The sequence below is a fragment of the Streptomyces sp. NPDC002133 genome (assembly GCF_040296405.1).
Lineage (GTDB): Bacteria > Actinomycetota > Actinomycetes > Streptomycetales > Streptomycetaceae > Streptomyces.
Genome location: NZ_JBEOXF010000020.1, coordinates 1 through 11,255, shown reverse-complemented (window position 1 = coordinate 11,255; position 11,255 = coordinate 1). Strand labels below are relative to the sequence as shown.

Here is an 11,255-nt window from a genome sequence, read left to right as displayed (position 1 = left end):
CACGCTCGCTGTAGGCTCCGTCGACGTGAACGTGGTGGAGCGGGCGCTCGGCGGTGCGCTGTACGCCGACGACGACGAGGCGCTCGACACCGGCGCGTCGCTGCTGGCGGCCGACCCGGCCGTCGACGCGGAACTGACCCGGCGCGGCGAGGAGTTCGTCCGCCGGGCCTGGGAGCGGGGCTGGCAGCCCGCCGACGTCGTACGGGTCGTCCGGCGCGACCTCGACGAGATGCACGTGCGGCTTGCGGCCGGGCTGATCGCGAGCGAGACGCGGCGTTACGGGAAGGACCTGCCGCCGAGGTGGGCCGCGCAGCTGAGCGAACTGCCGAGCGCCTACGAGAGCCGGGCCGGTGACCGGTTCTCGTACGCGACGGCGGTGCTGGAGCTGTACCGGCTGCTCGTACGGCTGCCCACGATCGAGCCGGTGGGCCCGGTGCCCGGCTCACCCGTCCATCTGGCGCCTGCGACGGGGGACGAGCCGCGCATGCTGACCCGGATCCGTGCGCTCCTGGCCAAGGCGGAGGCCACCGGATTCCCGGAGGAGGCGGAGGCGCTCACCGCGAAGGCGCAGGAGCTGATGGCGCGGCACAGCATCGACGAGGCGCTGCTCGCCGCGCGCGGCCACCGCGCTGACGTGCCCGGCGCCTGCCGTATCGGGGTGGACGCGCCGTACGAGACGGCCAAGGCGATCCTCCTCGATGCCGTCGCCTCTGCGAACCGGTGCCGCGCGGTGTGGAACAGCGCCCTCGGCTTCTCCACGGTGGTCGGCTTCGAGCCCGACCTCGAAGCCGTCGAGCTGCTCTACACCTCCCTGCTGGTCCAGGGCACGACCGCGCTGACCCGTGCGGAAGCCGCGCAGCGCGCGGGTGGCCGCAAACGCACCAAGACCTTCCGCCAGTCCTTCTTCCTGGCCTACGCCGACCGCCTCGGCACCCGCCTCACCAGGGCGGCTTCGCATGCGGCGGACGAGGCCGGCGCAGGCGAACCCGGTGTGCGCGGTGAACTCCTGCCGGTCCTTGCCGCCCGCGACGTCGCGGTCACGGCCCACACGGACCGCCTCTTCCCGGCGACGGTGAAGACCCGGGTCCGTGGTGCGACCGACGCGGCGGGCTGGCAGCACGGCAGGACGGCCGCCGACACGGCGCACATGCCTCCTCGGGACGGCCGCGGCGAACTGCCCGGTCCGTAGGGCGGTTCCGCCGCCGGACCGCGGCGGATCCGAGCGGCGGTCCCGGAGGGCGGCTGCGTGGTGGAGGGCCGGTCAGGACTGCGGGAGGGGCGTCGGCAGTTCGGTGGGCAGGCCGGACGGGAAGACCGACGGGGCACTGCCCGGTTCCGTCTTCGTCAGAGAGTCCTTCGCGCCGGTGGACCAGGACACCACCAGGGTCGTGCCGTCGTTGGAGTCGACCGTCCCGGAGGTCCGTTCGGTGTCCCCGTCCGTGCACTTCAGGGACAGCGTCACCGTTGCGTCGTCCTCGACCCCGCCGTTGCAGACGTGCTGACCGGCGACGAGCGTGGCGTGGCTGTCCTTGACCGAGAGAGCGATGACCTTGCTGTCGCTCAGTCCGGCCCAGGTGCCTTCGAGGTCCGTGGGCCCGGCATCTCCGGAACCGGAGCCGCCGCCCGGGCCGCCGCCGGTCGCCCCGCTCGGCGTCGCAGTCGCCGGTGCGTCGCCGCGGTCCTTGTCCGGGCCGTCGGCGCTGCCGCAGCCGGTCAGCACCAGGGCCGCGGCGAGACCCGCCGCGGCAACTCCCCTACCTACGAGCTTGTGCACGGTCCCGTCTCCTCGTCGCGTTCAAGACCGCGCCAAGCTACCAGTCCGCTACCAGGAGGACTTGGTCACTCCGGGCAGGTACCCCGCGTGTGCCTGCCGGCGCAGCCGCACCCGCGACAGGCCGAACTTCCCCACGTATCCGCGGGGCCTGCCGTCCACGCTGTCCCGGTTGCGGACCCGTGTCGCGCTCGCGTCGCGCGGCTGACGTCGCAATTCGGCCCGGGCCGCGGCCCGTTCCGCCTCGGGCGTGCCGGGCCTGCGGATGATCTCCTTCAGCTCCGCACGCCGCGCCGCGTACCGCTCCACGACCTCCTTGCGCCGCTCATTGCGTGCGATCTTGCTCTTCTTCCCCATCAGACCTTCACCCCTCGGGCACGGATCCGGGCGATCGCGGCCTCGATCCCGATGCGGTCCACCGTCTTGATCGCCTTCGTGCTGAGCGTGAGCCGCACGTAACGGCCCTCGCTCGGCAAGCCGGTCAAGTCCCGCCCGAACCTCCTGGACCAGGCGGGTGTCACGTACATCGACCACAAGGACACGGACCTGATGCGGAAGTTCGTCTCCGACCGGGGCAAGATCCGCAGCCGCCGGGTCACCTGGCTCTCGGGCCGGCAGCGGCGTCAGCTGGGCCGGGTGATCAAGAACGCGCGCGAGATGGCGCTGCTGCCGTACGCGTCGCGCTGACGTTCGTGCTTCGGGCGGTCCGGCGGTCGCCCCGGAGGACGGGCCACGATAGGTAGGGGTTTCCCTACGCTTGACGTGTAGGGAAACCCCTACCTATCGTGGTGCGCATGAACATCACCCACGCCTCGTTCGTCACCCTCCCCGTCTCCGACCAGGACCGTGCCCTCGCCTTCTACCGCGACGTGCTCGGTTTCGAGGTCACCGCCGACGTCCAGATGCCGCCAGGTCGCTGGCTCCAGGTGGCGCCCAAGGGTGCGCAGACCGTCTTCACGCTCTCCGGGCCCGGGATGGGTGGCTTCACGCCGGGATCCGCCCGGGGGATCATGTTGGTCACGAGCGATGTCGAGGCCGACTGTGCGAAACTCGCCGCGGCCGGGGTCGCGGTGGACGGGCCCGACGACCTCCCCTGGGGGCGGATGGCCGGCTTCACCGACCCCGACGGCAACGGTCTGATGCTGCTGACGGAGAAGGAAGGCATGTAAGTCCCCATGGTCACCACCGGTGAACGCGAGGACCGGCTCTTCGCCGCGCTCGCGAACACCACCCGCCGCGAAGTGCTCCGCCTGCTGCGCGAGGGCGGCCCCCAGCCCGTCCAGGCCATCGCCGACCACTTCGACATGCGCAGGCCGAGCCTCTCGGAGCACCTCAAGGTGCTGCGGGAGGCCGGTCTCGTGTCCGAGGAGCGGTCCGGCCGGCAGCGTATCTACCGCCTCGAAGCGGCTCCGCTCGCCGACGTACAGGACTGGCTCCATCCGTACGAGCGGTTCTGGCGCGAGCGGCTCACGGGCCTCGGCGAACTGCTGGACCGTATGCCTGACGATGAGTCATGAGTTCCGCACGTGACGACGACGACCTCACCACCGTCCGGGTCGACCAGTACCTCGCCCATCCGCCCGCCAAGGTGTGGCGTGCGCTGACCGAGCCCGAGCTCATCGCCCAGTGGCTGATGCCCGGCGACTTCCGACTGGAAGTGGGGCACCGCCACACGATGACCTCCGTGCCCCGCCCGGGCACCGGCTTCTCGGGGACCGTCGAGGCCGAGGTCAAGGCCTTCGAGCGGGAGCGGATGCTCCGTGTCCGCTGGGCCGACGCCGACCCCGGCTCCAGCGTGAACTGGACAATTACGTGGACGCTGGAGCCGGAAGGGCGCGGAACGCGTCTCTTTCTCGTGCACGAGGGATTCGATCCGGACGACCCCGCCCAGCGAATGGCCCACAAGATCATGGGCGGCGGCTGGCGCTCGCATGTGATGCGGGCGCTGGCGGCCACGCTGGACCGGCTGTGACCGCGGTTCGGCCGGGACTGTAATCAAAGGACCACCCCGCGTGCACGTGCATTTGCTCGCGCATCCGCACGTGAAACACAGCTATGATCCGAGACAGTTGACACCTGCACCTTGTAACTCGGGGAGCGTCCTGTGCACGACGTGTACAACGGCATGGCGGCGACAGAGCTTCACGGGGTCGTCTGGCAGAAGAGCAGGCACAGCAACTCCCAGGGCTCATGCGTGGAGTTCGCGAAACTGCCTGGCGGGAACGTTGCGGTGCGTAATTCGCGCTACCCGGACGGGCCCGCACTGGTGTATACGCCGGCCGAGATCGAGGCGCTGCTGCTCGGCGTCAAGGACGGGGAATTCGATCATCTGGCAGGCGGCTGACTCCCCGGACCCCAAGGGCGGTGAGTCAGCCGTACTCGGTCGTTCAGTCGTTCAGTCGTTCATGTCGTTCGGCTCGCTCGACCGGCAGCCGGAACAGCGCCCACACCACTTTCCCCGTCAGCGGCCCGGCCAGCGGATGCCATCCCCAGCTGTCGCTGAAGGAATCGACGAGAAACAGCCCCCGGCCGCATTCGGCGGAGTCCTCCGCCTCGCTCGCCACCGGGCTCTCCTGGCTCGGATCACGCACCGCGCACACCAGTCGCCCCGTCCAGCGCATCAAGTGCAGCCGCACGGGAGGCTCCTGATCGCGCTCGCGCGGGGTGTCCGCCGGCAGGGCGTGGCGCAGCGCGTTGGTGACGAGTTCGGAGACGACGAGTGCGACATCGTCGAAGCGGTCGTCCAGTTCCCACTGGGTCAGCGTTCTGCTCGTGAACTTCCGGGCGCCACGAACGGCTTCGTAACGGGCGGGCAGGGCGCAGGATGCCGAGCTGGAGACGGCCGCGGGATCGATAGGCGGAAGCCCCTGCCGTAACGGCTCGAGCATGGTCGATCCATTCGTCCCCATGCGAGGCACTCCCGGGAATCGCGGCTGTGGCGCTACAACACGAACGAGTACGCAGGTGCGCGGGGTCCATGGTTCCGAATGAGGTGGGCAGATGCAAGGGCAGATGCACGTGCACGCGCCCGTCCTGTCCTGCCCCGTGCCGGTTCACTCTCTTTTCTTCCTCGAGCTTCTTTCACCCCCTTCCCATAGGCTTCCTATTTCCGTAATCGTTTGAGTACGGGGTGAAGCGTTTTGGTGGCAGAATCCGGGGCTCGGGGTTCGGGGGTGCTCCGCGACATGCAAGAGATGGGGAGGGTTGGAGACGTGACCGCAGTGGAGTCGAGCGGAAGTGTGGTGCGGCGCATCCTGCTGGGCTCACAGCTGAGGCGGCTCCGGGAGTCCCGCGGTATCACCCGTGAGGCGGCCGGTTACTCGATCCGCGCATCCGAATCCAAGATCAGCCGTATGGAGTTGGGAAGGGTGAGCTTCAAGGCCAGGGACGTCGAGGACCTCCTCACGCTCTACGGGGTCACCGACGAGGCCGAGCGCGACGCCCTGCTCGGCCTTGCCCGGGAGGCCAATGTGGCCGGCTGGTGGCACAGCTACGGCGATGTGCTGCCCGGCTGGTTCCAGACGTACATCGGCCTCGAGGGTGCCGCCTCGCTCATCCGGATCTACGAAGTCCAGTTCGTCCATGGCCTGCTGCAGACCGAGGCGTACGCGCACGCGGTCGTCTCCCGGGGCATGCCCGGCGCGCCGCGTGCCGAGATCGACCGCCGGGTCGCGCTGCGACTGGAGCGCCAGAAGGTGCTCGTGTCCGAGCGGGCGCCGCGCTTCCATGCCGTACTGGACGAGGCGGCGCTGCGCCGGCCGTACGGCGACCGGCCGGTGATGCAGGGTCAGCTGAGGCATCTCATCGAGATCTCCGAGCAGCCGAACATCACGCTGCAGGTGATGCCGTTCAGTTTCGGCGGCCACGCGGGTGAGTCCGGGGCGTTCACGATGCTGAGTTTCCCCGAGTCGGACCTCTCGGACATCGTGTATCTGGAGCAACTGACCAGCGCGCTGTACCTCGACAAGCGCGAAGAGGTCGCCCTGTACGAGCGGGTGATGGAGCGGCTGCAGAGCGACTCACCGGGTCCCGCGGAGAGCCGTGACCTGCTCCGTGGTCTACTCCAACTGAGCTGAGAACGACAGTACGATGACATGCCATCAGGGGTCTGCACCGTTTGCGCCTGCAGTAAGGGATCGTATGTCCTTCTTCACCGACCTGGCCCATCAGTACATCGACGGCGAGTGGCGGACCGGCAGTGGTTCGTGGGACATCATCGACTTCAATCCGTACAACGGTGAGAAGCTCGCCGCCATCACCGTGGCCACGGTCGCCGAGGTCGACCAGGCGTACCGCGCGGCGGAGCGGGCGCAGCGCTCCTGGGCCCGCACGAACCCCTACACTCGCAGGCTCGTCTTCGAGCGCGCTCTGCGCATCGTCGACGAGCGCGAGGACGAGATCGTCGAGGCGATCATCGAGGAGCTCGGCGGCACCCGCCTGAAGGCCGCGTACGAGCTCCATCTCGCCAAGGAGTTCCTGCGCGAGGCGATACAGCTGGCGGTCCGCCCCGAGGGCCGGATACTTCCCTCGCCGGTGGACGGCAAGGAGAACCGCGTCTACCGGCTGCCCGTCGGCGTCATAGGCGTGATCAGCCCGTACAACTTCCCCCTCCTGGTGACCCTCAAGTCGGTCGCACCCGCGCTGGCGCTCGGCAACGCGGTCGTCATCAAGCCCAACCAGAACACCCCGGTGGTCGGCGGCGGGCTGATCGCCAAGATCTTCGAGGACGCGGGCCTGCCGCCCGGTCTGCTCAACGTCCTCGTCACGGACATCGCCGAGATCGGTGACGCGCTCATCGAGCACCCGGTCCCGAAGGTGATCTCGTTCGCCGGCTCGGACCGCGTGGGCCGCCACGTCGGAGCGGTCGCGGGAAGCAACTTCAAGCGGTCGATCCTGGAACTGAGCGGCAACAGCGCGCTGGTCGTCCTCGACGACGCCGATGTCGACTACGCCGTGGACGCCGCGGTCTTCAGCCGCTTCGTGTACCAGGGCCAGGTCTGCATGGCCGCCAACCGGATACTTGTGGACCGGTCCGTGGAGGCGGAGTTCACCGAGAAGTTCACCGCGAAGGTGGCGGCGCTGCGCACCGGCGACCCACGGGACCCCGAGACCCAGATCGGTCCCGTCATCAACAACTTCCAGGCAGAGGCCCTGTCCGGGCTGGTGGACCAGGCGGTGGCGGACGGGGCCAAGGCGCTCGTCCGCGGGCGTACGCAGGGCAATCTCGTCGAGCCGACGGTGCTGGCGGGCCTGCCGGAGGACTCGCCGCTGCTGCGGCAGGAGATCTTCGGCCCGGTGGCGCTGCTCGCGTCCTTCGACGCCGAGGAGGAGGCCGTACGGATCGCCAACGACAGCCCGTACGGACTGAGCGGCGCGGTGCACACGAGCGACGTGGAGCGCGGTGTGCGGTTCGCACAGCGCATCGAGACCGGCATGTTCCACGTCAACGACTCGACGATCCAGGACGAGCCGCTGATCCCCTTCGGCGGCGAGAAGATGTCCGGGCTCGGGCGGCTCGGCGGGGACGCGACGGTGGAGGCGTTCACCACGCATAAGTGGATCTCGGTGCAGCACGGCCGGACGAGGTTTCCGTTCTAGGTTTCCCGGGTTTTCCCGCCCGGCTGCTGCTTGAGGACAGAAGCTGACCGCAAGGGTTCGTAGCGTGTGAGGTGTCAGGACGGCACTTCATCCGGAAGGCGGACATCATGGTCACTCACGTTCCCGCGGAGGCCCAGGGCGACGAGCGCGGCGCGCTGCTCGCCTTCGTCGAGGCGCAGCGCGGCGCGGTCCGCAGGTCGGTCCTCGGGCTGACCGAGGAGCAGGCGGCGAGCCGCCCCAGCGCCAGTGAGCTGTCGCTCTCGGGGTTGCTGAAACACGTCGCCGAGACCGAGCTGAACTGGCTGCGGCTGGCGCAGCAGCGGCCGAACGAGCGGGCGCGGACCGAGGCGACCTGGGGCGACAGCTTCCGTCTCGTCGACGACGAGACGATCCCGGGGACGCTCGCCTTCTGGGAGAGCGTGGCGAAGGAGACCGAGGACTTCATCCGCTCGGTGCCGAGCCTCGACGACACGTTCCCGCTGCCGGAGGCGCCCTGGTTCCCCGAGGAGGGCCGGGTGTCCATGCGGTGGCTGATGCTGCACCTGGTCGAGGAGATCGGCCGGCACGCGGGCCACGCGGACATCGTCCGCGAGTCCCTCGACGGCCGGAACGCGTTCGAGCTGGTCGCGCTGGAGCGGGGCGAGGTGTGGGGCGGCTGACTGAGTCCGCGCGCCCGGGGGAAGAGCCGCCGCTCCGCTCGACGTGTGCCCGCCGCGCCGCTGCCACACGCTTGAGGCATGACCAACGACGCCAACGATGCCAACGACGTCCACGCGGCGGCAGGGAGCCCGATCGTCGTGCTCGCGGTCGTGCCGGCCGATCCGCCCTACCGGTTGGTGGAGATCAACGGGGTCATGGCCGGAACCGCCCGCGACATGCTCGATGTGATCAAGCTCGCCTACCAGGCGGGGATGACCCACGTCGACCTCGACGACCCCTCGGTCGTGAGGTGGGTCGGCGGCGGCAAGTACAAGTGGCTTCCCTGATCAAGGGCTCCCCGTACCGCGCGTACCCTAGTCAAAGTTGAATAGGAGGGTACGCGGATGTCAGCGATCAGGTTGCTGGTCCTCGGAGCCGTACGGCAGCACGGGCGGGCCCATGGCTACCAGGTCCGCAACGACCTCGAGTACTGGGGCGCGCACGAGTGGTCCAACGCCAAGCCCGGGTCGATCTACCACGCGCTCAAGCAGATGGCGAAGCAGGGCCTGCTGCACGCCCACGAGATCGCGCCGTCGACGGCCGGCGGTCCGCCGCGTACCGAGTACGAGCTCACGGGGCAAGGCACCGCGGAGTACTTCGCGCTGCTGCGTGAGTCCCTGACCTCGTACGACCAGAAGATGGACGTACTCTCGGCGGGAATCGGCTTCATCGTGGACCTGGAGCGGCGTGAGGCCGTGGAGCTGCTTCAGGAGCGGGTGCGCCGCATCGAGGAGTGGCGTGCGTCGGTCACCGAGTACTACACCCCCGAGGAAGGCCCCGAGTCGCTCGGCCACATCGGCGAGATCATGAACCTGTGGGTCCACTCGGCGGATGCCGGTGCGGCCTGGACGCGCGGTCTGATCGCGCGGATCGAGGGCGGGGCGTACACCTTCGCGGGCGAGGGGGAGCCCTTCGTCGGGGTGCTCGCGGAGGGACAGGAGAACCCGTACGCGACAGGCGTCCCTCATGAGGGGGATCGCTCCTAATCAAGTTTGACCAGTTGTGCTTGATGGCCTACCTTCAACGCCAGTAGTCAAGTTTGACTAATATCCCCTTGGAGGGAGACGGATGACCGACGCGATCGTCGTCGAGGGAGTGGGCAAGCGGTATGGCGGCAAACGGGCCCTGGACGGTCTCGACCTGGCTGTCGGGCGAGGCACGGTCCACGGGGTGCTCGGGCCGAACGGAGCGGGCAAGACCACGGCCGTAAGGATCATGGCGACCCTGCTGCGCCATGACACCGGCGTGGTGCGGGTGGCGGGCCACGACGTACGGACGGACGCCGCCGCGGTGCGTCGCCGTATCGGGCTGCTCGGGCAGCATGCCGCCGTGGACGAGGAGCTCGGCGGCCGGCAGAACCTGGAGATGTTCGGGCGGCTCCATCACCTGGGCGCCCGGCGGGCCGGGGAGCGGGCCGACGAGCTGCTGGAGCGGTTCGGGCTCGCGGACACGGGCCGCAAGGCGGTCCAGCAGTACAGCGGCGGCATGCGGCGCCGGCTCGACCTGGCCGCGTCGCTGATCACCGAGCCCGACGTGCTGTTCCTGGACGAACCCACGACGGGGCTCGACCCGCGCGGCCGGGCGGAGGTGTGGGAGTCGGTGCGCTCGCTGGTGGGTGGCGGTACGACCGTCCTGCTGACCACGCAGTACCTGGAGGAGGCCGACCAGCTGGCCGACCGGATCTCCGTGATCGACCAGGGCCGGGTCGTCGCGGACGGCACGGCCGACCAGCTCAAGGCGAAGCTCGGCGGCGACCGGATCGACGTCGTCGTACGGGATGCGGCGGACCTGCAGCGCGCAGCCGTGCTGCTGCCCGGCGACCCGGTCGTGGACGCGGACCGGCGGCTGCTGAGCGCGCCGGTGAGCGACCGGATGGCCGCGCTGACCGAGACCGTACGCGCACTGGAGGCGGCCGGGATCGAGGCGGAGGACATCGCACTGCGCCGCCCCACGCTCGACGAAGTCTTCCTGCACCTCACGAAGGAGGTGGCCGCGTGAGTACATACGTACTGACCGACTCGTGGACCATGACCCGGCGCGAACTCGCCCACTGGGCGCGCCGGCCCGTGGAGGTCGTCATCGGGCTGCTCTTCCCGGTGATGCTGCTGTTGATGTTCGGCTATCTGATCGGCGGCGGACGGGGCGTCGACGGGCCGTACATCGGCTTTTTGGTGCCCGGCATGCTGGCGCTGAGCATGGCCTTCGGCCTCGAGGCGACGATGACGGCCGTCACCCAGGACCTCAACAAGGGGGTCATCGACCGCTTCCGGTCACTGCCGATGGCGGACTCCGCGGTGCTCGTCGGCCGCAGCGTCGCGGATGTGCTCCAGTCTGCGCTCGGCCTGGTGGTGATGATCGGGGTCGGGTACGCGATCGGCTGGCGCTGGCACGGCGGATTCGGGGCGTTCCTGGGGGCGTTGGGGCTGCTGCTCCTGCTGCGCTTCGCGATGCTGTGGGTCGGCATCCATCTGGCGATGGTGGCGGGCAGGCCGCAACTGGTGCAGGCGGTCCAGATCCTGGTCTGGCCGGTCGGTTTTCTCTCCAACGCCTTCGCGACGCCCGAATCGATGCCGGGCTGGCTGGGCGCGACGGTCGAGTGGAACCCGCTGTCGGCGACGGCCACGGCGGTACGGGAGCTGTCCGGCATCCCGGCCGGCAGCGCCTCGTGGGCGGCGGAGCACGCGCAGATGCTGGCCCTGGCGTGGCCGTCGGTGCTGGTCGCGGTGTTCTTCCCGCTGGCAGTGCGCCGCTTCGTACGGCTGAGCCACTGAGGAGGCGTGGACGCCGGTTCCCCGCGACTCCTTCCGTCTCGCTCGCCGGACTCGCTCGTCCGACGGTGCCGGCACCACGGCACGTCCCCGGTTCGTCGGGGCCGCTTCCGGCAACCAGAGTGCTCACCTGCTGGCGGCTACAGCACCGAGTCCTACCGACCCGGCAGTTCCCATCAGGCCGCCCCCAGCTTCAACCGCCCTGCTGCGACCGGACGATGGTGGTGGTCATTCACTTCCACACGAACAACAAGCGCCTCACGGTGCACGCTCCGGCCGCCATAAAAGGCAGGGTACGAACGTCCAGGTCCTCGCCGAGCCGCTCGGAAGCCTGCTGCGGGCCTGACCCGCGCTCTTGAAGTTTGGGGAACCACAACTGCAACTACCGTTAAGTTTAGCACGGCACACGCATTTCGCAC

The 11,255-nt window shown here is 69.4% G+C and carries 16 protein-coding genes and 1 pseudogene; 13 read left to right on the top strand and 4 right to left on the bottom strand.

Translation table 11 applies throughout. The annotated features are described in order from the left end of the window. Positions 1-34 precede the first annotated feature (34 nt). Complete coding sequence (locus ABT078_RS20320) at positions 35-1,189, top strand: DUF2786 domain-containing protein (RefSeq protein ID WP_351229739.1); 1,155 nt, start codon at positions 35-37, stop codon at positions 1,187-1,189. 72 nt (positions 1,190-1,261) lie between these two features. Here ABT078_RS20320 and ABT078_RS20315 read toward each other — a convergent pair whose 3' ends face one another. The 3 genes and pseudogenes from ABT078_RS20315 to ABT078_RS20305 form a co-directional block, all read right to left on the bottom strand. Then, on the bottom strand, positions 1,262-1,774 hold the full coding sequence (locus ABT078_RS20315; protein WP_351229589.1) for a hypothetical protein: 513 nt from the start codon (positions 1,772-1,774) through the stop codon (positions 1,262-1,264). A gap of 48 nt (positions 1,775-1,822) precedes the next feature. Beyond that, positions 1,823-2,128 carry a 30S ribosomal protein S14 gene (gene rpsN / locus ABT078_RS20310; protein WP_351229587.1) on the bottom strand — a complete coding sequence of 102 codons (306 nt, stop codon included), beginning with the start codon at positions 2,126-2,128 and terminating at the stop codon, positions 1,823-1,825. Next, positions 2,128-2,247 (bottom strand): annotated as a pseudogene (locus tag ABT078_RS20305) (large ribosomal subunit protein bL28); the annotation flags it as partial. The gene rpsN and the pseudogene ABT078_RS20305, both read right to left, overlap by 1 nt. A gap of 25 nt (positions 2,248-2,272) precedes the next feature. Between ABT078_RS20305 and rpsR the strand changes: the two are divergent. The 5 genes from rpsR (at position 2,273) to ABT078_RS20280 (ending at position 4,115) form a co-directional block, all read left to right on the top strand. Further along, complete coding sequence (gene rpsR / locus ABT078_RS20300) at positions 2,273-2,458, top strand: 30S ribosomal protein S18 (RefSeq protein WP_351229737.1); 186 nt, start codon at positions 2,273-2,275, stop codon at positions 2,456-2,458. Between the two features lie 107 nt (positions 2,459-2,565). Next, positions 2,566-2,940 carry a VOC family protein gene (locus ABT078_RS20295; protein WP_351229584.1) on the top strand — a complete coding sequence of 125 codons (375 nt, stop codon included), beginning with the start codon at positions 2,566-2,568 and terminating at the stop codon, positions 2,938-2,940. Positions 2,941-2,946: 6 nt separating this feature from the next. Continuing rightward, positions 2,947-3,288 carry an ArsR/SmtB family transcription factor gene (locus ABT078_RS20290; protein ID WP_351229582.1) on the top strand — a complete coding sequence of 114 codons (342 nt, stop codon included), beginning with the start codon at positions 2,947-2,949 and terminating at the stop codon, positions 3,286-3,288. Beyond that, complete coding sequence (locus ABT078_RS20285) at positions 3,285-3,743, top strand: SRPBCC family protein (RefSeq protein ID WP_351229580.1); 459 nt, start codon at positions 3,285-3,287, stop codon at positions 3,741-3,743. The genes ABT078_RS20290 and ABT078_RS20285 overlap by 4 nt, the downstream gene beginning before the upstream one ends. Positions 3,744-3,875: 132 nt before the next feature. Further along, entirely contained in the window at positions 3,876-4,115 is a 240-nt protein-coding gene (locus ABT078_RS20280; RefSeq protein ID WP_351229578.1) for a DUF397 domain-containing protein, read from the top strand. Between the two features lie 43 nt (positions 4,116-4,158). Here ABT078_RS20280 and ABT078_RS20275 read toward each other — a convergent pair whose 3' ends face one another. Then, positions 4,159-4,680: an ATP-binding protein gene (locus ABT078_RS20275; protein WP_351229576.1), complete on the bottom strand. Its 522-nt coding sequence runs from the start codon at positions 4,678-4,680 to the stop codon at positions 4,159-4,161. A 285-nt stretch (positions 4,681-4,965) separates the two neighbouring features. Here ABT078_RS20275 and ABT078_RS20270 point away from each other — a divergent pair, with 285 nt between their 5' ends. The 7 genes from ABT078_RS20270 (at position 4,966) to ABT078_RS20240 (ending at position 10,839) form a co-directional block, all read left to right on the top strand. Beyond that, entirely contained in the window at positions 4,966-5,847 is an 882-nt protein-coding gene (locus ABT078_RS20270; protein ID WP_351229574.1) for a Sco1979 family transcriptional regulator, read from the top strand. A 64-nt stretch (positions 5,848-5,911) separates the two neighbouring features. Beyond that, positions 5,912-7,369 (top strand): aldehyde dehydrogenase family protein, encoded by a 1,458-nt coding sequence (locus ABT078_RS20265; RefSeq protein ID WP_351229572.1) that lies wholly within the window; start codon positions 5,912-5,914, stop codon positions 7,367-7,369. 107 nt (positions 7,370-7,476) lie between these two features. Then, positions 7,477-8,028 (top strand): DinB family protein, encoded by a 552-nt coding sequence (locus ABT078_RS20260; protein WP_351229570.1) that lies wholly within the window; start codon positions 7,477-7,479, stop codon positions 8,026-8,028. 78 nt (positions 8,029-8,106) lie between these two features. Next, positions 8,107-8,355, top strand: a complete 249-nt coding sequence (locus ABT078_RS20255; RefSeq protein WP_351229568.1) for a hypothetical protein — start codon at positions 8,107-8,109, stop codon at positions 8,353-8,355. A 57-nt stretch (positions 8,356-8,412) separates the two neighbouring features. After that, entirely contained in the window at positions 8,413-9,054 is a 642-nt protein-coding gene (locus tag ABT078_RS20250) for a PadR family transcriptional regulator (protein WP_351229566.1), read from the top strand. 82 nt (positions 9,055-9,136) lie between these two features. Continuing rightward, positions 9,137-10,066, top strand: coding sequence for an ATP-binding cassette domain-containing protein (locus tag ABT078_RS20245; protein WP_351229564.1), 930 nt, complete (start codon positions 9,137-9,139; stop codon positions 10,064-10,066). Positions 10,067-10,095: 29 nt separating this feature from the next. Then, on the top strand, positions 10,096-10,839 hold the full coding sequence (locus tag ABT078_RS20240) for an ABC transporter permease (RefSeq protein ID WP_351229735.1): 744 nt from the start codon (positions 10,096-10,098) through the stop codon (positions 10,837-10,839). Positions 10,840-11,255 lie beyond the last annotated feature (416 nt).